Annotated in this window: 22 protein-coding genes and 1 tRNA gene; 12 read left to right on the top strand and 11 right to left on the bottom strand. The window is 61.4% G+C overall.

Annotated elements, in window-relative coordinates; translation table 11 throughout:
- Positions 1-35 precede the first annotated feature (35 nt).
- Positions 36-404 carry a response regulator gene (locus NVV79_RS09150; protein ID WP_303988245.1) on the bottom strand — a complete coding sequence of 123 codons (369 nt, stop codon included), beginning with the start codon at positions 402-404 and terminating at the stop codon, positions 36-38.
- A complete protein-coding gene (locus NVV79_RS09145) occupies positions 401-691 on the bottom strand; it encodes an STAS domain-containing protein (protein WP_303988243.1) in 291 nt (96 codons plus the stop codon). The genes NVV79_RS09150 and NVV79_RS09145 overlap by 4 nt, the downstream gene beginning before the upstream one ends.
- Positions 692-886: 195 nt before the next feature.
- On the opposite strand from NVV79_RS09145, the gene NVV79_RS09140 reads away from it, so the two are divergent.
- From NVV79_RS09140 to NVV79_RS09130, 3 genes are all read left to right on the top strand, one after another.
- The gene (locus NVV79_RS09140) at positions 887-2,206 is read left to right on the top strand and encodes an NAD(P)H-dependent oxidoreductase (RefSeq protein WP_303988242.1); all 1,320 of its coding nucleotides are present in this window, start codon (positions 887-889) and stop codon (positions 2,204-2,206) included.
- A 109-nt stretch (positions 2,207-2,315) separates the two neighbouring features.
- Positions 2,316-3,122 (top strand): siderophore-interacting protein, encoded by an 807-nt coding sequence (locus NVV79_RS09135; RefSeq protein WP_303988241.1) that lies wholly within the window; start codon positions 2,316-2,318, stop codon positions 3,120-3,122.
- 286 nt (positions 3,123-3,408) lie between these two features.
- Positions 3,409-4,413 (top strand): Gfo/Idh/MocA family protein, encoded by a 1,005-nt coding sequence (locus NVV79_RS09130; protein ID WP_303988239.1) that lies wholly within the window; start codon positions 3,409-3,411, stop codon positions 4,411-4,413.
- A gap of 256 nt (positions 4,414-4,669) precedes the next feature.
- Here the strand turns inward: NVV79_RS09130 and NVV79_RS09125 are convergent, their stop codons facing one another.
- The gene (locus NVV79_RS09125) at positions 4,670-5,233 is read right to left on the bottom strand and encodes a TetR/AcrR family transcriptional regulator (RefSeq protein WP_303988237.1); all 564 of its coding nucleotides are present in this window, start codon (positions 5,231-5,233) and stop codon (positions 4,670-4,672) included.
- A 72-nt stretch (positions 5,234-5,305) separates the two neighbouring features.
- On the opposite strand from NVV79_RS09125, the gene NVV79_RS09120 reads away from it, so the two are divergent.
- Positions 5,306-6,322 (top strand): NAD-dependent epimerase/dehydratase family protein, encoded by a 1,017-nt coding sequence (locus NVV79_RS09120; RefSeq protein WP_303988236.1) that lies wholly within the window; start codon positions 5,306-5,308, stop codon positions 6,320-6,322.
- A gap of 74 nt (positions 6,323-6,396) precedes the next feature.
- Positions 6,397-6,472 (top strand) — tRNA-Ala (locus NVV79_RS09115).
- 153 nt (positions 6,473-6,625) lie between these two features.
- Here the strand turns inward: NVV79_RS09115 and NVV79_RS09110 are convergent.
- The 3 genes from NVV79_RS09110 to NVV79_RS09100 form a co-directional block, all read right to left on the bottom strand.
- Positions 6,626-7,351: a hypothetical protein gene (locus NVV79_RS09110; protein ID WP_303988233.1), complete on the bottom strand. Its 726-nt coding sequence runs from the start codon at positions 7,349-7,351 to the stop codon at positions 6,626-6,628.
- Positions 7,352-7,574: 223 nt separating this feature from the next.
- Complete coding sequence (locus NVV79_RS09105) at positions 7,575-7,982, bottom strand: hypothetical protein (protein WP_303988231.1); 408 nt, start codon at positions 7,980-7,982, stop codon at positions 7,575-7,577.
- Positions 7,979-8,173 (bottom strand): AlpA family transcriptional regulator, encoded by a 195-nt coding sequence (locus NVV79_RS09100; protein ID WP_303988229.1) that lies wholly within the window; start codon positions 8,171-8,173, stop codon positions 7,979-7,981. Before NVV79_RS09100 ends, NVV79_RS09105 begins: the two co-directional genes overlap by 4 nt.
- Before the next feature lie 229 nt (positions 8,174-8,402).
- Here NVV79_RS09100 and NVV79_RS09095 point away from each other — a divergent pair, with 229 nt between their 5' ends.
- Both NVV79_RS09095 and NVV79_RS09090 read left to right on the top strand, forming a co-directional pair.
- Positions 8,403-11,522 (top strand): AsmA family protein, encoded by a 3,120-nt coding sequence (locus tag NVV79_RS09095; protein ID WP_303988227.1) that lies wholly within the window; start codon positions 8,403-8,405, stop codon positions 11,520-11,522.
- A gap of 229 nt (positions 11,523-11,751) precedes the next feature.
- Positions 11,752-12,408, top strand: a complete 657-nt coding sequence (locus tag NVV79_RS09090; protein WP_303988225.1) for a hypothetical protein — start codon at positions 11,752-11,754, stop codon at positions 12,406-12,408.
- 29 nt (positions 12,409-12,437) lie between these two features.
- Here the strand turns inward: NVV79_RS09090 and NVV79_RS09085 are convergent, their stop codons facing one another.
- The 4 genes from NVV79_RS09085 to NVV79_RS09070 form a co-directional block, all read right to left on the bottom strand.
- Positions 12,438-13,331, bottom strand: coding sequence for a hypothetical protein (locus NVV79_RS09085; RefSeq protein ID WP_303988223.1), 894 nt, complete (start codon positions 13,329-13,331; stop codon positions 12,438-12,440).
- Positions 13,332-14,036, bottom strand: coding sequence for a hypothetical protein (locus NVV79_RS09080; protein WP_303988221.1), 705 nt, complete (start codon positions 14,034-14,036; stop codon positions 13,332-13,334).
- A 74-nt stretch (positions 14,037-14,110) separates the two neighbouring features.
- A complete protein-coding gene (locus NVV79_RS09075; protein WP_303988219.1) occupies positions 14,111-14,578 on the bottom strand; it encodes a hypothetical protein in 468 nt (155 codons plus the stop codon).
- A 24-nt stretch (positions 14,579-14,602) separates the two neighbouring features.
- The gene (locus tag NVV79_RS09070; RefSeq protein ID WP_303988217.1) at positions 14,603-14,965 is read right to left on the bottom strand and encodes a hypothetical protein; all 363 of its coding nucleotides are present in this window, start codon (positions 14,963-14,965) and stop codon (positions 14,603-14,605) included.
- Between the two features lie 59 nt (positions 14,966-15,024).
- On the opposite strand from NVV79_RS09070, the gene NVV79_RS09065 reads away from it, so the two are divergent.
- Positions 15,025-15,285, top strand: coding sequence for a helix-turn-helix domain-containing protein (locus NVV79_RS09065; protein WP_303988377.1), 261 nt, complete (start codon positions 15,025-15,027; stop codon positions 15,283-15,285).
- 953 nt (positions 15,286-16,238) lie between these two features.
- Here NVV79_RS09065 and NVV79_RS09060 read toward each other — a convergent pair.
- Positions 16,239-17,021: a class I SAM-dependent methyltransferase gene (locus tag NVV79_RS09060; protein ID WP_303988375.1), complete on the bottom strand. Its 783-nt coding sequence runs from the start codon at positions 17,019-17,021 to the stop codon at positions 16,239-16,241.
- A gap of 101 nt (positions 17,022-17,122) precedes the next feature.
- Here NVV79_RS09060 and NVV79_RS09055 point away from each other — a divergent pair, with 101 nt between their 5' ends.
- From NVV79_RS09055 to NVV79_RS09040, 4 genes are all read left to right on the top strand, one after another.
- Positions 17,123-18,268 carry an ABC transporter substrate-binding protein gene (locus NVV79_RS09055; protein WP_303988215.1) on the top strand — a complete coding sequence of 382 codons (1,146 nt, stop codon included), beginning with the start codon at positions 17,123-17,125 and terminating at the stop codon, positions 18,266-18,268.
- Between the two features lie 2 nt (positions 18,269-18,270).
- Positions 18,271-19,338 (top strand): iron ABC transporter permease, encoded by a 1,068-nt coding sequence (locus NVV79_RS09050; protein WP_303988213.1) that lies wholly within the window; start codon positions 18,271-18,273, stop codon positions 19,336-19,338.
- Positions 19,332-20,126, top strand: coding sequence for an ABC transporter ATP-binding protein (locus NVV79_RS09045; RefSeq protein ID WP_303988210.1), 795 nt, complete (start codon positions 19,332-19,334; stop codon positions 20,124-20,126). Before NVV79_RS09050 ends, NVV79_RS09045 begins: the two co-directional genes overlap by 7 nt.
- A gap of 255 nt (positions 20,127-20,381) precedes the next feature.
- Positions 20,382-21,800, top strand: coding sequence for a site-specific integrase (locus NVV79_RS09040; protein WP_303988208.1), 1,419 nt, complete (start codon positions 20,382-20,384; stop codon positions 21,798-21,800).
- Positions 21,801-21,838 lie beyond the last annotated feature (38 nt).

Raw genomic sequence — 21,838 nt, 5'->3', positions numbered from 1 at the left:
GCGAACGCCCAACCCTTCTGGGTTCTTATGACTGCTTAGTGAACCACGCGGTGGATGACCGAGATGAGCTTTTCGGGATCGAAGGGCTTGACGATCCAGCCGGTGCCACCGGCCGCCTTGCCCTGGTCGCGCTTGTCCTGGCTGGTTTCGGTGGTGAGGATCAGGATGGGCAGGCTCTGGTGAATGCCGGTGGCCCGCACATTCTTGATGAACTCGATGCCGTCCATGACGGGCATGTTGATATCGGTGATGACCACGTCGACCGTTTCGGTCTTGAGGACATCGAGCCCCTGCTTGCCGTCTTCGGCCTGCAGCACCTCGAACCCGGCATTGCTGAGCGTGTGGTGCAGCATGGCGAGGATCGTCCTCGAATCGTCCACCGTGAGAACCCGCAAAGTCGTCATCCTCTCATCATCCCTGAAAACTGGGCGTCCAGCCCCAGTCGCGCTATAGCGGCCGTCAATGCGGCGCTCGGCTGCTCGATAGCGAAGTCAAAATGGTTTCTCCGGGCGGTCTCGGCGGCGCTGATGAGCATGAACAGCGCATTGGTCGATACCCGTTCGACGGCATCGGCCGTGACCGTGACCGGCCCCTCCTCGATCGCATCGATCAGGCCGTCGCGAATGCCGTCCAGCGCATCAAGGTCGATGACCGCTGGCAAAGCGACGGATTTCTTGGCCTTGCTGACCATGGCGAGTGATGCCCCCGGAGTTCTCTCCAATGAGCAGTTTCCATGGGAACGGTTTAAGAAGTGCTAACCTTGATGCCGATCGGGCGGCTGCGAAGGCCGCTCGCGGCCCGTTCTGCGGCCTGCGGTGCCTTTTCCCTTGCCGCGGGCAATGGGAGGGGGGTAACCCAAGCACGCCACTTCATATCTGGACCTACCATGACCGCCAATATCGCCCTGACCGGCCTCGCCCGCGACCTTGCCGCCCGCGCCGAAACCGGCAAGCCGATCCGTGTCGGCGTCATCGGCTCGGGCGAGATGGGCACCGACCTCGTGACCCAGATGAGCCTGATGGCCGGCATCGAGATGGCGGCCATTGCCACCCGCCGGCCCCATACCGCGCTCGAGGCCATGACCATCGCCTATGGCGAGGATTCCAAAGGCAAGGTCGCCGACAGCCCAGCCCAGGCTCTGGCTGCCATCGAGGCCGGCAAGATCGCCATCACCTCGGCCGAAACCCTTGTCACGACTGACAATATCGACGTCGTCATCGACGCCACCGGCAAGCCGGGGGTCGCGGCGGATTACGACCTGCTCGCCATGGAACATGGCAAGCATCTGGTGATGATGAATGTCGAGGCCGATGTGACCATCGGGCCTTACCTCAAGGCGCAGGCCGACAGGCTGGGCGTGGTCTATTCCGTCGGCGCCGGGGACGAGCCCAGCTCCTGCATGGAACTCATTGAATTCGTGAGCACTTTGGGCCTGCCCATCGTCGCCGCCGGCAAGGGCAAGAACAATCCACTGCGCCACGACGCCGTGCCCGACGACTATCGGGAAGAGGCCACCCGCCGCAACATGAACCCCCGCATGCTGGTGGAATTCGTCGATGGCTCCAAGACCATGGTCGAGATGTGCGCCATTGCCAATGCCACCGGGCTGGTGCCCGACGTACCGGGCATGCATGGGCCAAAGGCCGACCGCGACGACATGGCCAAGGTATTGATTTCAAAGGAAGACGGCGGGATTCTCAACAAATCCGGCGTCGTCGATTTCACCATCGGCAAGGGCGTGGCACCGGGTGTCTTCGTGATCGTCAAGGCGGAGCATCCGCGCATCATCGAGCGGATGGATGACCTGCATATCGGGCATGGGCCGTATTACAGTTTCTTCCGGCCCTACCACCTCACCAGCCTCGAAGTGCCGCTGACCTGCGCCCGCATCATGCTCTATGGCAAGCCCGATATGGTGCCGCTGCCAAACCCGGTGGCCGAGGTCTGCGCGGTGGCCAAGCGCGACCTCACGCCCGGCGAAACCTTTGATGCCATTGGAGAAACCTGCTACCGCAGCTACACCATGACCATATCCGACAGCCGCGCCGCCGGGGCCGTTCCCGTGGGGCTGCTGGAGGGCGGCAAGGTGACGGCGCCGGTGAAAAAGGGCGAGTTGCTGACATCAGCCAACAGCCAGCCGGACACCTCCACCCGGCTCTTCGCGCTGCGCCAGGCGCAGGATCGGATGCTGGGTCTTACCCAGTAGCATCAGGGCCGAATTGGTTAACACACTGTTAGCATCGACGGATTCGACTGGTTGATTTTCGCGGCCTGCCGGACTAATTCCTGACTAGTACATTCAGGAATTTATCAGCATGTCCGACTCCATCGATCCGCGCGCCCCGCAACGCATCCGCCACGACACGCGCATGCGCCTGCTCGAAGCGGTAAATATCACCGATATTACCCCGAAAATGCGCCGCGTCCGCTTCAGCGGCGACCTGGCGGGCTTCGCCTCGCCCGGCCATGCCGACCATATCAAGGCCTTCTTCTTCCCCAAAGGCGTCGAACCCAAACTGGTGCCCATCGGTCCGCGCGGCGCCGAATTCGCCGAAGGCGAGCGGCCTGAAATGCGCGATTATACCCCGCGTGCCTGGGACGCGGACCAGGGCTGGATCGACCTCGACTTCGTGCTGCATGGCGACGGCCCCGCCTCGAGCTGGGCCGCCGAAGCCAAGGTCGGCAGCAAGCTGGTGATCGGCGGGCCGCGCGGCTCGGTCGTCGTGCCCGCTGCCTATGACTGGTATCTGCTGGCCGGCGACGAAACCGCCCTGCCCGCCCTCGGCCGCCGCATCGAGGAACTGCCCGAAGGCAGCAAAGTGATCGCGGTGATCGAAGTGGCGGACGCCGCCGAGGAACAGCGCTTTGGAACCGCGGCCAACCTGACGCTGACTTACGTCCACCGCAACGGCGCTGCGGCCGGCACGACGAGCCTGGTGCTCGATGCCATCAAGGGGCTGCGCTTCCCCGAGGGTGTTGCCTATGCCTACATTGCCGGCGAAGTCGGTATGTCGCAGGCAGTGCGGGCGCATCTGCAGGATGAGCGCGGCTTCGACCCGCAATATATCAAGGCCGCCGGCTATTGGCGGCTGGGCGTGGCTGACGCGCATGAGGATCATTGAAGGCTTGTTGTGGTTTCCTGTTGACGCCTTGGAGTGGAGCCACCCCTCGCCCCTTGTGGGAGAGGGGGCAATTTACTCGTTCAGAGGAAATTGCGGGTGAGGGGTGCAGCGTCATCCTATGCTTCAATGCTGACGGATCGCGCGGTGCCCCCTCATCCGCCCTTCGGGCACCTTCTCCCACGAGGGGAGAAGGGGGCACGGCGCGTGGGCATGACATCCTACCCTTCCATACTAGCCAATTCCTCGCCCCGCCGCTAAAGCTCTGCGCAACGAAAAGGAGTGCGTCATGAGCAGCAAAAAGGTCCGCTGGGGAATTCTGTCCACCGCCAATATCGGCATGCAGAAGGTGACGCCGGGCATCATGGCCTCGGAACATTCCGAGGTGTTGGCCATCGCCTCGCGCGATCTGGGCAAGGCGCGCGCCGCCGCCGACAAGCTCGGCATTGCCAAGTCCTATGGCTCCTATGAGGCGCTGTTCGCCGACCCCGATATCGACGCCATCTACAATCCCCTGCCCAACCACCTGCATGTGCCGATGACCGTGGCGGCAGCCAAGGCCGGCAAGCATGTGCTGTGCGAAAAGCCCATCGCGCTCAACGCGGCCGATGCAGAAGCGCTGCGCCAGTGCCCGCCCGAAGCCATCGTGCTCGAGGCCTTCATGGTGCGTTTCCACCCGCAATGGATCAGGGCCCGCGAGATCATCCGCTCGGGCGAGTTGGGCGAGGTGCGGGCCATCAATGCCGCCTTCACCTATTTCAATGCCGACCCCAATAATGTGCGCAACCAGGCCGATATCGGCGGCGGCGGCATCATGGATATCGGCTGCTACCCCATCACCGCCGCGCGCTTCCTGTTCGAGGCCGAGCCCAAGCGCGTAGTGTCACTGGTGGAGCGCGACGAGCGCTTCGGCACCGATCGCCTTGCCAGCGTCATCGCCGATTTCGGCAATGGTCGGCAGCTCAATTTCACCTGCTCGACCCAGGCCACCCCGCATCAGCGCGTGCTGGTGCTGGGCAGCAAGGCCAAGCTGGAAGTCATCATCCCGTTCAACGCCCCGCCCAATGAGCGCACCGCCATCACGGTCGATACCGGCGCGCCCTTCGACGGCTCGCTGGCCCGGCGGGAAATCCTGCCGGCAGTGGATCAATATACCGAACAGGCCGAGGCCTTTGCGCTGGCCGTGCTGGGCGAGAAGAAGCTGCCCTGGGGCATCGAGGATGCGATTGCCTCGATGCGGGTGATCGATGCGGTGTTCGAAAGCGAGAAGACCGGGGGCTGGGCGACGGTTTAGGCTTCTTTCTCGCCGCGCCCACCCCGTGCACCCTAAGGTCGGCCAACCCTCTCCCCTTGTGGGAGAGGGGGAAATCCGCGTCCAGCGGATTTCCGGGTGAGGGGCTGCGCCACCCTATGCTTCAATGCCGGCGGATAGCGCGGTGCCCCCTCATCCGCCCTTCGGGCACCTTCTCCCACAAGGGGAGAAGGGGAAAACGCCCATACATCCAAAGTAACCACTCCCTTGGGAGTTCAGCGCTAGGCACACAACCGGCTTATGCCAGTTCCGGCCCGATCAACCGCTCTACCAGCACGGGGATCGCCGCCCGCACCGTGGCTTCGTCGATCATCTTGCGGGCAACCCCGTAGCTGGCGGCCTGGATCAGGCGGTTGAGCTCGCTGGGCTCGGCCACGCCGGCTGCCTTGAGGGCAGCGACGATTTCCTCGTTCATGCGGGCATCGAGCGCGCGGAAATGGGTCGAGACGCGGCTATGGGTGGCATAGAGCTCCTCGGCAAAGGGGGAGCCTTCGATGGCCTGGGCGATGGCGCCATATTTGCCGGCCATGGCCGCACCGATCCGCTGGGCCACATTGCCCTTCCCGGCCATGCCCGCATCGAAGCCGGAGACCAGCGCCTCGGTCAATTCGTCGAGAATGCCGGCAAACACCGCTTCCTTGTCGGCGAACTGGGCGTAGAGCGTCGGCTTGGCGATGCGCGCTTCGCGGGCGATGGCTTCCATCGTCGTGCCGCGCAGCCCGTCGCGCAGCATCAGCAGGCGCGCCGCATCGAGGATGCGCCGCCGCCTTTCCGCCACCTTGTCACTGGCCGCCTGACTCAAATTCGCGACTCCACACTTTGAACAAATTGAACGATTAGCATATCTATCGTTCAGTTTGTAAGGGAGAATTCGATGACCGACCGCGTCCTTCTGACCGGCATATCCGGCTTTCTCGGCGGCCATGTCGCCCTCCAACTGCTCAATGCTGGCTACACCGTCCGGGGCAGCCTGCGCAACCTCAAGCGGGCCGACAAGGTGCGCGACACGCTGGGCAGGGCCGGCGCCGACACGTCGAAGCTCGAATTCGTGGCACTGGACCTGATGGACGATGCCGGCTGGCGCGAAGCGGCCGAAGGATGCCGCTATGTGCAGCACACCGCCTCGCCCTTCGTGCTCGAAATCCCCGCCGACAAGATGGCACTGATCGGCCCGGCCGTGGAGGGCACCACGCGGGCGCTCGACGCCGCCAATGCGGCAGGCGCCGAACGGATCGTGCTGACCTCGTCCATGGCGGCCATCGCCTATGGCCACGACAAGAGCCGGACCGCGCCCTTCACCGCCCGGGACTGGACCGACCTCGATGGTCGCGGCGTCAATTTCTACCAGGAATCCAAGACCCTGGCCGAGCGCCGCGCCTGGGAAATCATGGACGCCGCCGGCCGCCACGACGCCCTGGCCGTGATCAACCCGAGCGGCATTTTCGGGCCGCTGCTCGACGAGGATCCCGGCACCTCGCCCATCCTGATCCAGCGCCTGCTCAATGGTTCGGTGCCGGCCCTGCCGCGCATTCCCATCACCATTATCGACGTGCGCGACGTGGCCGCGGCCCATGTGGCCGCCATGACGGCGCCCGAGGCCGGCGGCCAGCGTTTCCCCATGGGCGAGCGCACCCTGTTCTTCAAAGAGGTGGCTGACCTGGTGGCGGCGCGCTATCCCGACAGGCGCGTGCCGCGCCTGCAGATGCCCGACTGGGCCGTGCGGCTCTATGGCCTGTTCGATCGCGACATACGCGGCAATCTGGGCGAGCTGGGCCTGGCCAAGCAGCTCGATTCGCGCGGCGCCGTGGCCCTGCTGGGCCGCGAACTGATCCCTGCGCCGGACGCCATCCTGGCGACGGCCGAAACGCTGGTGGCGCAGGGGCTGGCCTAGAAAAGCGCGAACAAGGCGCACTTACCCCCCTTGCCCTCGCCCTGATTATTGTTCATATCAGCATCCGTCGGAACGGGGCTGTAGCTCAGTTGGGAGAGCGCGTCGTTCGCAATGACGAGGTCAGCGGTTCGATCCCGCTCAGCTCCACCATTCCGATTTATTAAACCATTCTTTTGTCACAATAATTGTCGCGACGAAGCGACCATCCCCACTTCTGTCCCCACTTTATAGTTTGGATGGACGCGCTTGAATGCCTAGGGGCGAGCTAATCTCGAGTGCGTCCCACATCCTACTCATCCCAAGCTACATTCTGTGCGTCTGATATCGCGGCTCCATCCAGAAGGAGTTAGGCACTAAGTGTTTTGTTTGGATTGTTATCTGCATTCGAAGTGTTTGAGACGGCTTTGAGCCGCCCCTTTGGTGGTGTCGGAACGAAGGGGGTGGAGCCGGCGCAAATGGAATTAGCTTCTGCAGCGCGGTAGCTAATGCGGCTAGTAAGAACAAATAGCAGACTACGTTCTGCCACCGTTCCTTGCCCGAATTTCGTTCCCTACAGCGCTCAAAATCATCAAGATAGAGCCCGATATCGCTCACATACTTTTTTGTGGGCCTTGCGCGAGTAGAGGCCCTCTCGGATTGTGGGGCAGGTTGTGCTGCGGTCGCCTGAGCACCGCGGGGCTTGCTTGACCCTCCGCCTTCCATCTGCATCGATGTAGCGGCGGCCACCATTATGGCGATAGTTCGCCGCTCAATCTCGGAGGCAAGCCGCTCGCAGATGGCTGCAAGATTCTGAACTACGATATAAATTTGGTGGTCATTGAGTGCGGACCACGCAACGGTAGTGTCGGCCGGCAGCACATCACGAATAAAAGTTGGCTGAAGGCCAAAGCTTTGTCCCATTGAACAGGCCGCAAGGAAATCGCTGAGGGACATTCGAGATACGACTTTGGTCAAGCCTGCTGCCATGTCTTGCAGTTTAGGGGCCGCTTGCTCGGCATTCTCCGTCTGGGGCGGCTCATTCAGCGTCATGGCATCCTCAAGCAGTCACTGGGTAGTTGTGACCGGGAGGCCGGCAAAAATCTAGACCTGTGTGCGGCCCTTAGGGCAGCGTGTCATACGCCGCACGGAACTTTGGCATCCAGGAATTGCGGGCGCAAAGCCTGGATCATACCTCGGTGACATTACCGCAGTGGTGACCGACGACATCGAAAAGCGGCACACTCGAACAAATCGACGATTCCAACAGTGCCGCCTAGGCCTCGACATCCTCAGCATATTCGATGGACATCAAGGCCGCCGCCCGCCGCTGCTCTTTCGGAATAAGGGCCAGGCGGAACTTGCTTGCGCCAGGTTGGCCAATACGCTTCCGGATCACCGCGGCCACCGATTCAACATTGTAGTGGTCGCTGCCGTTAGTCCCTGCAGTCAAAATGGACGTAGCGTAGGCCAGCACCCGCTGCGCCGAAATCTGCATTTCCTTCACGTCCACGCCACGAACGCGCTGAAGGTCGATCTGGTACATGAGGCCTTCGACCAATGCCCGGTCCAGCACATGCGTGGTGGGAGTGCCGGTGGCCTTCATACGGTTGCGGCGAACCTGCTGCCGGTCAACGTCCTTGCGCTTCCGAACGACCCGAGGGGACGGCTGGTACTCGGTCATTGGCCATCACCGAAATCATGCAGGACCGGAAGCTGCTGCACCCAGGCTTCGAGGTCTTTCGAAAGCACGATGCTACGCGTCCCGACCTTGCGAACCTTGATCTCGCCGGATTTCACCAGCTGGTAGAACGTGGTTCGGCTGATGCCGATCATCTTGAGCACATCAGGAACAGAGTATGCCACGGGCTTCATGGGCAATGCTCCACCGGCTGGACGGCCGGTACGCGCGCCCGGGTATATCGAGCGCACACCCCATTATTCACACATCGTAGCAAGGCACACGAATTTTGAAGCTCGTGGGCATGGTTAACGAGTTCCAACGGTGTTTGCGGTAGTGCTGAAGGCTCATTGTGATTCGATGGGCCGTCGGATGGGGGACCGATGGGGCTTATCTCCAGCCTGAACTTCAGGAGGCTCCGGCGTGAAAAAAGCTGCTTTAGCCGTAGCGATTGTGGCGCTTGCACTCATTGGACTGGCGTTCCTGTTGCCCTTTGCGGTCAATTCCGGTGGCCTGAGAACGGCGCTCGCCAGCCAGCTCTCCGAGGTCTCGGGCGCCGAAATCGCGCTCAATGGCACGATCCATTTTTCGGTCCTTCCTGAATTTGGCATTGTCGCTGAAGATATGGTGTTGAAGACAGGTGATGGCGCTGTTGCCGTCGCGGCGGCGCGCTCCGTCGCGTCGGTGGAACTCCTGCCGTTACTGTCGGGCCAGGTGCGCGTCAGCGGTATCGAGCTTAAGAGCCCGCGCATCGTGCTGGACGATACGGTGACGGACGCTTCGGCAGCGCCGTCGGCGACCGAGCCCGACGATGATGCCGATATTTTCAAGACCATTGCCTTCTATCTCGAACGCTTGTCATTCAGCAGCGTCGTGGTGAGCGATGGTGAAATCGCGCGCCGGACAGGAGAAATCACAGAGCCCATGGCCAGTGCTATAGAGCTTCGTCTGTCCGCTCCCGGTCTCGATCGGCCCGTGGCCGTGAGCATGTCCGGGGTGACGCGCGACGGGAAGATGGCGCTGGACGCCAATATCGGTTCGCTGGGAAACCTGCTGGCGCGTCAGCCAACGGAATTTTCCCTATCCGCGCAGGCGGAACGACCATTGCATCCCATGCTGGCCGAGGTAAGCGCGTCGGGCAATATTCAACTGGCCGACGATGGCAGTTACCGCATCAGCGGTGGTGAGATTGCCAGCAACGGGCAGAAGATGCAGCTCGATATCAGCTACACGCCGGCAGACCGTCCTTTCGTCATGGCGCGGATCGATGCCGATGCCCTCGACTATTCCGACTTCCAGCCGGCAGCAGCCGCTTCGGATGAGAATGCGGCAGGGCCGGCCAATGCTGCGGCGGGCGGCGCGGACCTGTCCGCGCTACGCACCCTAGATGCCGATATCGAGCTGCATGCGGCCTCCCTGAGGGCGGGAGACGCCCTTGCCCAGGACGTGACCATTAGCGTGCAATTGCAGGCCGGCAAGCTCGTATCCGTGGTGCAGTCGGCTGCGATAGCGGGAGGCAGCCTGGCGGCCAGCATCGCCATGGACGTCAATGCCGAGGATCCCCAATCCAGCGGCTCGCTCAATATGTCGTCCATCGACATTGCCAGTCTCGTGGCACTGGCGGGCCAGCAGGCGCCGGCGAGCGGCAAAATCTCTTCGCAACTGCAATATGCCTTTCGCGGTCTGGACGGTGAGGCGATCCGCAATTCGCTCAACCTGCGCGGTGAGGTATCCATTGCGGGCGGACGGGTGAATATTCCCCAGTTGGAAACCATGGTGCGCCCCGGCGCTGGTGTGGTCGAGTCGCTCGAAGCGAGCCTCAGGATCGAAGACGTCCGCCAGCCTTTGTCGCTGTCGGGCACCGCGCATTGGAATGGCGAGCCTCTGAGCTTTTCCACCTCGCTGGCGCTGGCTGACCTGCTCTGGGGACAGCCCGGCCAGGTGGCGCTGGATCTCAAGACTGCGCCGGTCAATGCCGGCTTTGCCGGCACGCTCAACCTGGACGGCACGATATCCGGCAAGGCCGATATTGCTGCCCCGTCGCTGACCCAAGCCGCCAATTGGATGGGCCAGAATCTGGGCGCACAACTGGGCCGGTTCGCCTTTTCCGGTGGTATCGCCGTCGATAGCGGTCAGGTGGCCCTCAGTGAAGCCAGCATCAGCCTTGACGACATACAGGTGCGCGGTTCGTTGGCCGCAACAACGTCCGGCAAGCCGAAGGTCACTGCAACCTTGGCGGTCGATGCGCTGGATTTCGGCACGTTGACTGGCAGCGGCCAGGAGAGCGCGACCGGGAGCAGTTCGGGGCCAGCGGCAATTGACCTCTCCGTGCTGCGCCTGTTCGATGCCGATATACGGCTTCAAGCCAACCAGCTCAGCTATGGTGCCGTCAAAGCCGGCCCAGCCACGGCCAGCCTTTCGGTTTCGGACGGCGTGGCTGCATTGAGCGTGCCCCAGGCGGGCTTCTACGATGGGACACTCAGCGCCAGCGTAACGGCCAATGGCAGTGGTACAGTTCCGGCCGTCGCGCTTACTGCGGGCATGGAGGGCGTGCAGGCGCTGCCGCTGCTGACGGCGGCCGCAGGTTTCCAGAACATTGAGGGCACGCTCAAGGCCAATATAGAAGTGTCCGGCGCCGGTGCCGATAGTCAGGCTTTTGCGCGCTCGCTGCGCGGCCCGGTGGCGCTGGTCTTCAACGATGGCGCCCTGCGTGGCATCGACGTGGCGGGGCTGGTGCGCAATGTGCAGTCTCTGCTCGTCGCCGGCTATAGCGCCAACAACGAGGCCAAGACTGAATTCACCGAATTCTCGGTGGCGGCAGATATCCAGGACGGGGTTGGCACGGTAAGCGATATCCGCCTGCTCGGCCCCTTCGTGCGCATGACCGGCTCGGGTAGTTTCGACATAGCGGCCCAAGCCATCGATATGCGTCTCGACCCCCGCGTGGTCGCCTCGCTGGATGGACAGGGCAGCGATTTCGACGTGTCCGGGCTCGGCATGCCGATTCTGGTGAAAGGCCCGCTGTCCGGTCCGGCCATCTACCCCGACTTGTCGGCGCTTCTTGCCGATCCCGGCCGCGCGCTGGCGTCCATATCCCAGCTTGGCAATGGTGTCGGCGGATTAGCCGAAGGGGCGGCCAATGCGCTGGGCGGGCTGGACGGTGTGCTCAATGGGGATCCGAGCACAATGGCAGGGGGCGCCGTGACGGACCTTATCGGGCAATTTGCCGGCGGTCAGGCCCCGGTAGGCGCAGACGGGCAACCCTCTAGCGAGTCCCTCTTGAACGAGCTGATCGGAGGCGTGTTTGGGCAGCAGCAGCCGGGAGCGGAAACTGCGCCGGCCGACCCGGTTCAGGCGCCATCCCCGGCCGTGTCCCTTCCCAGGCCGGATCCGCGTGGACCGGCCGTTGCGCCGACAACACTACCCCCGCCACCGACCCAGACCGAGCAATTGATCGATCTCATTGCGCCGCCGGTTGCGCCCGATACGGAAGAGAGCGGAAATGACCCGCTAGGAGGGTTGCTGGATCAATTGGGAATGTAATCTGGCTGGTGCTGGCTATCACCATTTCTCGTCCAGCAGGCCGTCGATCATGCGGTAGGCAAGGGGGACGGCGCGGCTTGATGCTGGGGCACGGCGAAATCATTTGAAGGCCAGATTGCAGCATTCGGTGGCTAACTTCGAGTGTAGCGCGCAAAGTCTGGAATCCCGGCTTGCCAGGCTCTTCGTTGCGATTTTCAGAATGGGTTCGTGGGCAATCCAGGAGGAAACCATGAACCGAATAGCCTTTCTTGCAGCAGGAGTGGCATCTGGCGATCGAGCACGCGCGCGAATGAGGCGCCATGGATGCACGCCGAATGGCTCGCCGCTCTGGAGTGATGCGGAGCTGGACACGCTTCGACGACTGCACCCCGACTATCAGGCAGCGATCCGAGCGCTTGGTGGCAAGCGGTCCTATTCTTCGGTGCGGGCCAAGGCTCAACAATTGGGACTGGCGCCGAAACGCCAGCATTGGACTGGCGAACAGGTCTCGCGTCTGCGCAAGGTTTATCGACATGGTACGTTGGCCGAAGTGCAAGGGACGTTCCCGGATCGAAGCCTCCGCTACATCCGCAGCATGGCCGGATATTTTGGGTTCACACGACCACGACCCTCCTTTGTGCCTACCGGCTATCTCGTGATCGATCAGATACGGGAAAGATGCTTTGATTTGCGTCTTTCGATGGGTGACCTGGATGCGATGGCGGGTACGGGGACATATTTTGCAAAAGCGGGATGGCACGGGGCCGGGTTGAATCCCAAAGCTGTCGCTCGGGCAATCAAGGCGTTGGACGGCGAGTTGTCGGCCAGATGGAACGACACAGACGAACCTGTCAGCGGGCAATTAGTCGTCCTACCAAAAAGGCAGCAACAGCTACTCGCGGCGTGATGCTCGGTAGATAAGAGCCAGGAGGAGGTTCATACGCCCCCTCCCGCCGCTGCTCGCTCGGCCTCATTATTCTCGCGCATTTGCTGCCGAGTGAGCTTGAGGGGCTTGCCCCCGTATTCCCCTAGGCACCTGTGGATGGCGGCCACTCGATTAAGGGGCACGACAAAAGTGCGCGCCGGGTTCAGCATTTCCACCAAAATGACGGGCGGCGCCGGCATTTCGTCGGGAAGCGGGAATGGTCCGATTGGTAGTGGCGTCACCAGCCGCTTGACCATGCATTGGTATTTGATGCCCTCGTGATAAAAACGGGGCTTGAGCCAGAGGCACACATAGTCTCCCGGTTCTATGGGCGCGGTGGCGTCGAACAAGAGCCTCGCCCCATCCTGATAGACCGGAACAAGGCACACGCCTTCGCACTGGCAGACATAAGTGCTTGGCAAGTCGTCCCGTTCATAGGCGCCCTCGCGCCATGGCAAGTCCCTGTTCAGGGGCCAAAGGTCGCGGATGGGCTCGCCCCAGCTTTCGCCCAAATAACCGACTACGGCGCCGATTATCCTGCGTTGCAGGCCTTCGGGATTTTGCGGCCCATCCACCATACGAAGCGGCTTGCCGGCGCCCATAACCTGGCTATGGCCGCCGCCGCCAGGAGCGGTGCACCAGCCACCGAAGGCGCGGCAAAGCTCCACGACCACGGCAATAGGCTCGAAACCGTCAAGCGGGCCGCCAGTGGTGACCAGCGCAACGTCAATGCCTTCCACCAGTTCGGTGCGTGAGGGGTCGATGACGACATACATGCCTTTGGAGTAGATGCTGCCAGGCCTATCCCGATCAACTCTGACGACGCGCATGCCTTCGGGGATCGAAGTGAACAGACGCAGGCCACGGATGGGGGAGAATTCCCGGATGATGACTGGCGCTTCCATTTAGAGGCCCTCCGCGTAAGAGGGCAGGCGCACGCCGCCAATTGAGGCTAGAAGGGCATCCCAATCCTGCACATAGAAATGCCCTTTTCGCTCACGCAGGAGGCCATGAAGCCATGCGGCTTTTTCCAAGCCCTCGCCTGGGGTGACGGGCACCAGCGCAAGAATTTCCTGAGTGATTTCGTCCAGCGCGTCGTCAGCGGCAATAGCCGCACGCGTCAGCTCGGGAACATTGTGCAGTTCCTCGCGCGAACGGGCCAGCGCTTTTGCATCATCGAGGGCAGCCAGGCTGCGGTCTCGCATTGCGTCGATTCCGCCGGCGATGTCGGCGTTGCGCCCCGGCGCCAAAGCCTCAGCATAGCGCGTGCAAAGGCGCTGCTTTGCCCCTTCGGCCTCTTCTTGAATTGCCTCGATGAGGCTCGCTTCGGTGAATAGCGCCAGGTCGCGGTGGCCGCTGGGCGAATTCCCGTTGGGAAGCAGTCCCATCGGCACCAAGATAATACCCATTGCGGCAACGGCCGCCTCAGCGGCCTCCCGTGCCTCATCGGTGAGGTTTGAGGCCGCAAGCGCTTCCTCATAAGCGGCAATCTTGCTGGTGAAGCGGCTCGCGTGAACCTCTGCCATCGAGGGGGATACTGTCAGCGCCGCAAGAGCGGCCGGCGAAGCCTTGAGCAGGGTGCGGCGGGAGAGTAAGTTGTGGGTATCCATGATGAACCTCCAAAGTGAATTCGTGGGGAGGCTCGGGGAGCGTTGCATCCGCTGCCCGAGCCGATTTCGTCGGGTCAGGCGAGCGCGCGAATTTTCCGAACTATGGTGAAGGCAGAGGGCCTGGTGAACTTCACTTCGCCCTGGAAACGGTCATTGCCGCGCTGGTCCTGCCAGTAGAGCTGGCGGTAGTAGCCGCGACCGCTTTCAGATGCGGCCAGCGCCACGATGGGGCGCGCTTTGCGCAACTGGATTTCATAGACGCCATAGCCGGTGAATTCGACGGGCTTGGGCGGACGATAACCGAAGACGATGACGCCGCTATCCGAGGCATTGACGGTCCAGTCTGCAATATCAGAATAGAGCGCCTCAGCAGCGGCCCTGAACTCCGCAACGGCAGCTTCGTACCTGGCGACGGGATCGACAGGAAGGCTGACGTCATCAGCTTGAACAACGTTCACGTAGGGCACGGCAAGCGCGGTACCAGCTAGGGCGGCGCCGGTTCCGGCAATCAGTGCGCGACGAGTGAGGGCGTGATCGGTCATAGGTTGTCCTCCTAGTGATGGTGGTTAGGCGTAAAGCCGAGCGAGCTCAGCCGTGGCATCCCGGCGCCTGGCCCAAGGCATGAAATCGCCAAACTCCATGTCTCGAAGCTTGGCGCGGATTTCAGCGGCGCGGACGGGATTGGTGCAGGTCTTGACGATGGGTGCTGGCGATGCGGGAACAGCAGCCGATGCCACGAATTCCTTGGCCACCGCCCATGCCATGCGCAGGCAATAGGCGAAGTGCTTGCGGTTGAAGGGTTCGCCGCGACGGACACCCCAGCCCTTGAATTCATCGCGGCGATAATCGGCCCAAGCTTTGGTGAGGATTTCGGAGCGGTTGAATTTGGGCGTGCCTTCGGCGGTCGCCGGAACGATATCCTTCGTCATTTGCTTTGACCTGCGATGCTTTTCTGATACTGTTAGTATCAAACATAGTCGCGGATGCCATGTCAATACTAAAAGTATCAATTCGTCAGGTTAAGGCTGCCCGAGCGCTGCTCGGCTGGTCGCAAAAGGACCTGGCGGACGCATCAGGAATTTCCGAGCCTACGATTAAGCGACTGGAGGCGGGCGATGGTGGGCTGGGCGGTCGCGCAGGAACCGCAGACGCCATTCGGTCCTGCATTGAAGCCGCCGGCGTCCAGTTCATCCCCGAGAACGGTGGGGGCGTTGGAGTGAGGCTGGCAAAGCGGACGGCTACCGAGTGATTGCGAGCCATAGTGGCGCGTATGCACAATGAGCCCCGCGCGCTATAGGCGCCGCAGGCGCTCCCGGCATTCGCTTTTGCCGAGGTTCCCAAGGTTTCCGAGGCCACCGCGACTATTCGGGCTGGGCAGACGTTCCGGACCGACCCTAGCGATAGGGCTGCTTGCCATCGCTGGCATCGGACTTATAGCGCCGGGTCAGGAGAGGCAGGGCGTTACCAGGCAGCCCGTTCAGCAGGTTGCGGCCACACAAGTCATATACTGATTGCAGAGGGTCTAGCGCGGCGCTGGCCGGATGGGAGAGAGTTTTGGTGCCCCTAAATTCGGAAGCAGTACATATTAGCTGAGACTCATCCAAGATTAGCGGTTTCATTGGGCCAAAGGGAATTGGGGGATTCTCAATGAAGCCGTTGATCTTAACCGCGCTGGTAGCGCTGTCTCTTTCGGCGTGTGCTACGCCGCCGAAAGACTTCTACGCAGACCCAGCCAAACCCAAAGACACTGCTCTTTGTCGGGCCGTGCTAGAGACGACCGACCGGACATTCCAACAAGATGTTGCTGCTGAGCTGGTCCGGCGAGGCCTCACGCTGGAGGAGTGCCAGAACAGAGTAGCGATGGAGACGGCCGCCATTGTCGGTATAGCAGCAGTTGCGACCGGCGTGGCCGTAGCGGCTGCTTGTTCGAATGGCTGCGCAGCTCCTTCGCCTTATTCTTATTCGAGTGCTGGCGCTGATCGGGATTGTGCCGGCGGTCGGGGCGATGGCCCGTTATACGTCCAAGGACCAATTTGGGTAGGGAGCCATGACCCATATCGCCTTGATGCTGATGGGGACGGTTGGGGATGTGAGGCCAGCGACCGGTTGAGAGGTGCATAATGAACCAAGGACACCTCTCACGAAACTACTTCAGAAGGGCGAAGAAGGTTGATGTCTCTAGCCTGGGAGGGATGCCTCCCCCTAGTGTTTAGTGGCACTGATGGCGAACCGGTCTGAGGCAAGTCGTTCTGCAGCTCGCCAGAATGGCATTTTCCGCGCCTGCGCCCAGTGGATATCGCTCATCTTGCGGTCGATGACGATGTCCGCGAAGCCTGCGGCTTTCAGCAGTGCGACAACCGCTTCGGCCGGCATGCCATCGCTGAAATAGACTCGTTCCCTTATGCGGCGATGCCGCTCGGCCATGGCTGGATCCATATGGCCTTTTGGGTCAGGCCGACCGAGTAGGCGATTGATGGAATTGTGCAGCCGCGATACCCAGCCTTGCCTGCCCATATTGCCATCAATGATCAGCAGCCTGCCGCCAGGCTTGAGCAGCCGATACCACTCGGCGAAACATGCCGGCACATCCACCAGTGTCCAGACCAAATGCCGGTTGGTGATGGCCTCATAGCTCGCATCAGGTTCACCGATATTTTCCGCGTCGCGCATGATGAAACGGATATCTGTGCCGCGCTTTGCCGCCTTGGCGCGGGCCTGTTCCAGCATGGCCTCGGACCAGTCGACGCCCGTCACGCTGAACCCCATGTCGTTCATCAGGTGGGAAATCACCGCCGTACCACATGCCAGGTCCAGCAGGGGTCGCCCATTGCCCTCGCCGAGATGCTTGCGAATGAGACGATGCCAGGCCCTCCGCTCGGCTTCGCTGAACACTTCATGGCCCACGCTCTGGTCGAAGGTTGCGGCGCGCTCGGACCAGAATTCGCGGATTTCATCGCGGATGGAATAATTGCTCAGCTCATTCATGGACATACCCCAACATACTGGAATCGCTCTAAAAGATAATTCTTGATTCTGTTTGTCATATTTCATAGGCCGGGTTGTCTTTCAACACCGGAGTGCGTGGCATGTCCATTCGCAACATCGCCCTGGCCGCCTTGGCCGGGACCGCCTTTCTCTTGCCTGTCGCCAGCTTTGCCGATCCCTTCACGGTAACCGACGTTGCCGGCCGCGAAGTCGCCTTCGATGGTCCCGTCGAGCGCGTCATTCTGGGTGAAGGCCGGCTGATCTATCCGATCGCCGCCATCGAGACCGAAAATCCGTTTGCCCATGTCGTAGCCTGGCGCAACGACCTCAACACCACCGACCTGACCGGCTACAACACTTACGTCGCAGCCTTCCCCGAGGCAGCCGACATTCCCTTCCTGGGTAATCTCACGGACGGCACCCTGCAGGCTGAAACGGTGGTGGACCTGGCGCCCGATGTGATGCTTCTCACCATCGGCTCCAAGAAGGCCGCGGACGAGGTCAAGCTCGAGGAAATGCTCAGCCAGGTCGGCGTGAAGCTGGTCTATGTCGATTTCCGCGAGCACATCATCGACAATACCGAGCCCAGCCTGCGCGTGCTGGGTCAGCTTTTCGACAAGGAAGAGCGCGCCCAGGAAATCATCGACTTCTGGGATGAGCAGACCGCCCGCGTCACCGACGTCCTGGCCAAGGAGAACCCGGAAAAGCCGCTGGTCTTCATGTATCGCGCAGCGGGTCTGGGCGATTGCTGCGGCACGTTCGGCAATGACAATTACGGCAAGATGGTCGAGATGGCCGGTGGCATCAATCTTGGTTCGGAATTCCTGCCCGGCTATACCGGTACGATCAATCCCGAACAGGTCATTGCCTCCAATCCCGACATCATCGTGGTGACCGGATCCGACTGGACCAATTCGCCATCGACTAGCGCTGATGGCCCGTCCTACGTCAATGTCGGGCCTAATGCCGCTGCCACGGCCGATGCCAGCCGTGCTGCCCTCGCTGCCCTGATGGAACAGCCCGCCTTTACCGACGCCCAGGCCGTCCAGAACGGCAAGGTCTATGCCATCTGGCACCAGTTCTATGCCAGCCCCTACCAGTTCGCGCCCATACAGCAGATGGCCAAGTGGTTCCATCCCGATCTCTTTGCTGATCTGGACCCCGATGCCACCTTCCGTGAATTCCACGAGCGCTTCCTACCCGTGCCCTACGAGCCCGGCTATTGGCTGGCGCTGAACGAGGAATAGTCATGGCTACGGCAACCGCCGATGCAGTTGCCCAAGAAGGGCGCGGTCTTTACCGCGCCCTTGCCTGGCGGCGCATTCTTATCATTGTCGGCTTCGCCATTGCTTTGGCGCTCAGCTTCACTATCGATATCGCCTGGGGACCGGCGCGCTATGCGCTGATGGACGTTGCTTCTGCCATCGTTTCGCCCGGCAGCGTCTCCGACAAGATCCGCGTCGTGGTCTGGGATATCCGTATGCCCATGGCGCTGATGGCTATCGTCACCGGCGCCTGCCTCTCGCTCGCTGGCGCCCAGATGCAGACCATTCTGGCCAACCCGCTCGCCAGCCCTTTTACGCTCGGCATTTCCGCCGCCGCCAGCTTCGGTGCTGCGATTGCCATTGTGGCGGGTGTGTCGATCATCCCCTTTGCCACCAATTTCATGGTGCCGGTCAACGCCTTCGTCATGGCGCTGGTCGCCACCCTCATCATCCATTTCATTTCGCAGGCGCGCGGCGTGACCGTACAGACCGTCGTGCTGCTCGGCATCGCGCTGGTCTTCACCTTCAATGCGCTGCTGGCCTTCCTCCAATATGTCGCTTCCGAACAAGCTCTGCAAAGCGTGGTGTTCTGGACCATGGGCAGCCTCACCAAAGCGACCTGGGAAAAGATTTGGATTACCACGGCTGTTCTGGTCTTTGCGCTGCCGCTGTTCGCGCGCCATGCCTGGGCGCTCACAGCCATCAGGTTGGGCGAAGATAAGGCCGCCAGCTTCGGCGTGAACGTGCGCCGCATCAGGCTCGAAACCATGCTGATTGTCGCGCTGTTAGCGGCCGTTCCGGTCAGTTTCGTGGGCACAATCGGCTTTGTCGGGCTGGTCGGCCCCCATGTCGCCCGTATGCTCGTGGGCGAGGATCAGCGCTTCTTCCTGCCCACCTCGATCATGGCGGGAGCATTGCTGCTATCGGCAACTTCGGTGGTCTCGAAATCCATCCTGCCGGGCGTGGTATTTCCCATCGGCATTATCACGGCACTCGTCGGCGTGCCTTTCTTTTTCTCGCTCATTCTCTCCAATGTGAGGCGGTCATGGTAACCATCGCGCTTGAGGACATTGGTGCCTATTACGGGCGGCGGCTGACCGTGTCGGGCATCACCACACCGACCTTCTCGTCCGGCGAGATTGTCGCAGTCATCGGTCCCAACGCTGCGGGAAAGTCCACCCTGTTCAAGCGTATGGCCGGCCTGTTGCACGGGCCCGGCATGGTACATGTGGAAGGCTCAGAAAAGGGCAAGCGCGCCATCAGCTACATGCCGCAGGATACCTCGGCCAATGCCGTCCTCACGGTCTATGAATCCATCCTGCTCGCTCGTAAGCAGGGGTCTGGCTGGAAGGTTAGCGACGAGGACCTGGCGTTGATCGATGGCGTGATGAATGCCATCGATATCACCGATATTGCCTTCCGCAACCTCGGCGAGTTGAGCGGCGGCCAGCGTCAGCTCGTAGGCATTGCGCAGACGCTGGTGCGCGAACCGGACATATTGCTGATGGATGAGCCCACCAGTGCGCTCGACTTGCACCGGCAGATGGAGGTGCTCGATTTCATGCAGCAAGTGGCGCGCGAGCGCAGCATGATCGTCTTCATCGCCATCCATGACCTCAACCAGGCCATGCGTTTTGCCGACAGGGCCTTGGTCATCGAGCGTGGATCCCTCAAAGGCGTGGGGGCCACTAGTGAAGTCATAACCCAGCAGCTTCTGCGTGACGTCTATCGGATCGATGCCAGGATTGAGCCCTGCTCACGTGGTCAGCTGCAGATTATCGTCGATAGCGTCGCTAAAGGTGCTGACCTGTCGTCCGGCTCTGCCACGAAGGCAGCCTAGGGGCAGCATAAGCAGTGCAAAGCCCCACAAAAGGTCTTTCTGTCGAGCCGCGCGGCGCTGTTGCTATCTCGATATTTGCTGTCCGCGACATGGCTCAAACTTTGGGGTTGAATTTAGATTGCCCTAACCATCTGTCTCGAGCAGCGTGGAAAGGCTTGCCTGTTACACGACAGCGTCGGCACTAAACCGTCCGAGTATGCAAGGTGCTCCCACACGGAGGAGAGCATGGCTACTATGAGGTTGAGCAGGCACGATTTGAGCTCACAGGATGTTTTGAGCGCTCTGGCTGAGCGTGAGACGCCATACTATCAGCTCCTCGCGCGGACCCGCCATCTCGGTTACCAGCGTCGCCCCGACGGTGACGTCTGGTGCGCCCGCATTCGAATGCGTTCGGGCGCCTATTATCGCCGCCGGCTCGGCTGGGCTCAATCTGAGGCCCGACCCGCTGGTCTAACCTATGAGGATGCCCTCGCCGCGGCGCACAAGTGGTTCGATAGCTCAAATGTTCGCCAATGGGCTGCGGAGGCCAAACCGCTGGGCGTGCGACAAGACCTCATCGTGCGCCCGATCGGGGCAACTTACAGTGTGGCTCACGCTATGCACGAATATGTAGAGTGGAAGCGCCTGGCAGCGGCCAAGAGCCACTTCGAAACCAACTTGTCACTGATCAACTACCACATCATTCCCCGACTCGGGAATGTCGCGGTAGATGCGTTCAATAGTGAACACCTGCGGCGCTTCGTCCGTGAGGTTCTGGAAACTCCACCAAAACGCGGAAGCAAACCGCTTGGGCCAAAACTCTCCATCGATAGCCTCGATGACGACCAGCTCCGCAAACGCAAGAAGACCGTCAACACCTTGATCGGCATTCTGCGCGTCGCTTTTCAGATTTCCTGGGAAAGTGGGAAGGTGGAGAGCGAACGCGCCTGGCGCTGTTTGAGACGGTTGCCAGCCGTGGACCGACCTCGGGTGCTCTACCTGACGCGGGCCGAATGTCGGGAATTGATAGCGCAATGTCGACCGGATGTAGCCCGTCTGGTGCTTGGCGCCTTATACACGGGCTGTCGGCTCAACGAACTGCTGAATATGCGGTGTGAAGACGTTGGGCGTGATGGATATGGCATCTATGTCTCTCCCGCCAAAAGCTATCGGGCTCGCTTTGTATTTCTGCCGGATGAAGGCATGGCCTGGTTTCTAGACCTGATCCGTGGGCGCAAGCGACGGGAGTACGTTTTTATGCGCGACGGCGGCGGGCGATGGAAAGGCGGTCAAAAACCGCTTTTCAAGGCTGCTGTACGTGCGGCTGAACTGCCAGACGAGTTCACGTTCCACGGCCTCAGACACACCTATGCCAGCCAGCTGGTTCAGGCAGGAGCCACGGTCTATGCGGTAGCAGCACAACTAGGCCATGCAGATCCCACTACCGTCCTGCGAACGTACGGCCATTTATCTCCCCAGATCAGGGAGGCCGAGGTGCGGCAGCGATTTACTCCCCTCAGTCATGAAAACGATGAGGCTGCTCGCCTGCGCAATAAGGATCTCCAGGAATGGCGGTCGAGCCTGCATGGCGGCGACTGGCGAGAATATGCCAGGATTTCGGACGTTTGGGACCCTGAACGGTCTCTGGAACTCGCCCGACTTCCGAGCCCCATAGCTCCCTATCGAAGGGGCTAGGAGAGGCTCAGGGCACCAGCCTGACCGCAATCATATGG

The sequence above is a fragment of the Devosia ginsengisoli genome, assembly GCF_024707105.1.
GTDB classification, from domain to species: domain Bacteria; phylum Pseudomonadota; class Alphaproteobacteria; order Rhizobiales; family Devosiaceae; genus Devosia; species Devosia ginsengisoli_A.
The sequence above is the reverse complement of the archived record's forward strand: the minus strand, read 5'-3'. Positions and strand labels throughout refer to the sequence as shown.

Excerpts from the sequence above, each read along its gene's own strand:
- NVV79_RS09080 (WP_303988221.1), bottom strand. The coding sequence starts at position 14,036 with ATGGATACCCACAACTTACTCTCCCGCCGCACCCTGCTCAAGGCTTCG.
- NVV79_RS09085 (WP_303988223.1), bottom strand. The coding sequence starts at position 13,331 with ATGGAAGCGCCAGTCATCATCCGGGAATTCTCCCCCATCCGTGGCCTG.
- NVV79_RS09135 (WP_303988241.1), top strand. The coding sequence starts at position 2,316 with ATGTCCGACTCCATCGATCCGCGCGCCCCGCAACGCATCCGCCACGAC.
- NVV79_RS09045 (WP_303988210.1), top strand. The coding sequence starts at position 19,332 with ATGGTAACCATCGCGCTTGAGGACATTGGTGCCTATTACGGGCGGCGG.
- NVV79_RS09100 (WP_303988229.1), bottom strand. The coding sequence starts at position 8,173 with ATGAAGCCCGTGGCATACTCTGTTCCTGATGTGCTCAAGATGATCGGC.
- NVV79_RS09150 (WP_303988245.1), bottom strand. The coding sequence starts at position 404 with ATGACGACTTTGCGGGTTCTCACGGTGGACGATTCGAGGACGATCCTC.
- NVV79_RS09130 (WP_303988239.1), top strand. The coding sequence starts at position 3,409 with ATGAGCAGCAAAAAGGTCCGCTGGGGAATTCTGTCCACCGCCAATATC.
- NVV79_RS09055 (WP_303988215.1), top strand. The coding sequence starts at position 17,123 with ATGTCCATTCGCAACATCGCCCTGGCCGCCTTGGCCGGGACCGCCTTT.
- NVV79_RS09145 (WP_303988243.1), bottom strand. The coding sequence starts at position 691 with ATGGTCAGCAAGGCCAAGAAATCCGTCGCTTTGCCAGCGGTCATCGAC.
- NVV79_RS09110 (WP_303988233.1), bottom strand. The coding sequence starts at position 7,351 with ATGACGCTGAATGAGCCGCCCCAGACGGAGAATGCCGAGCAAGCGGCC.
- NVV79_RS09140 (WP_303988242.1), top strand. The coding sequence starts at position 887 with ATGACCGCCAATATCGCCCTGACCGGCCTCGCCCGCGACCTTGCCGCC.
- NVV79_RS09060 (WP_303988375.1), bottom strand. The coding sequence starts at position 17,021 with ATGAATGAGCTGAGCAATTATTCCATCCGCGATGAAATCCGCGAATTC.
- NVV79_RS09050 (WP_303988213.1), top strand. The coding sequence starts at position 18,271 with ATGGCTACGGCAACCGCCGATGCAGTTGCCCAAGAAGGGCGCGGTCTT.
- NVV79_RS09090 (WP_303988225.1), top strand. The coding sequence starts at position 11,752 with ATGAACCGAATAGCCTTTCTTGCAGCAGGAGTGGCATCTGGCGATCGA.
- NVV79_RS09120 (WP_303988236.1), top strand. The coding sequence starts at position 5,306 with ATGACCGACCGCGTCCTTCTGACCGGCATATCCGGCTTTCTCGGCGGC.
- NVV79_RS09105 (WP_303988231.1), bottom strand. The coding sequence starts at position 7,982 with ATGACCGAGTACCAGCCGTCCCCTCGGGTCGTTCGGAAGCGCAAGGAC.
- NVV79_RS09065 (WP_303988377.1), top strand. The coding sequence starts at position 15,025 with ATGTCAATACTAAAAGTATCAATTCGTCAGGTTAAGGCTGCCCGAGCG.
- NVV79_RS09070 (WP_303988217.1), bottom strand. The coding sequence starts at position 14,965 with ATGACGAAGGATATCGTTCCGGCGACCGCCGAAGGCACGCCCAAATTC.
- NVV79_RS09075 (WP_303988219.1), bottom strand. The coding sequence starts at position 14,578 with ATGACCGATCACGCCCTCACTCGTCGCGCACTGATTGCCGGAACCGGC.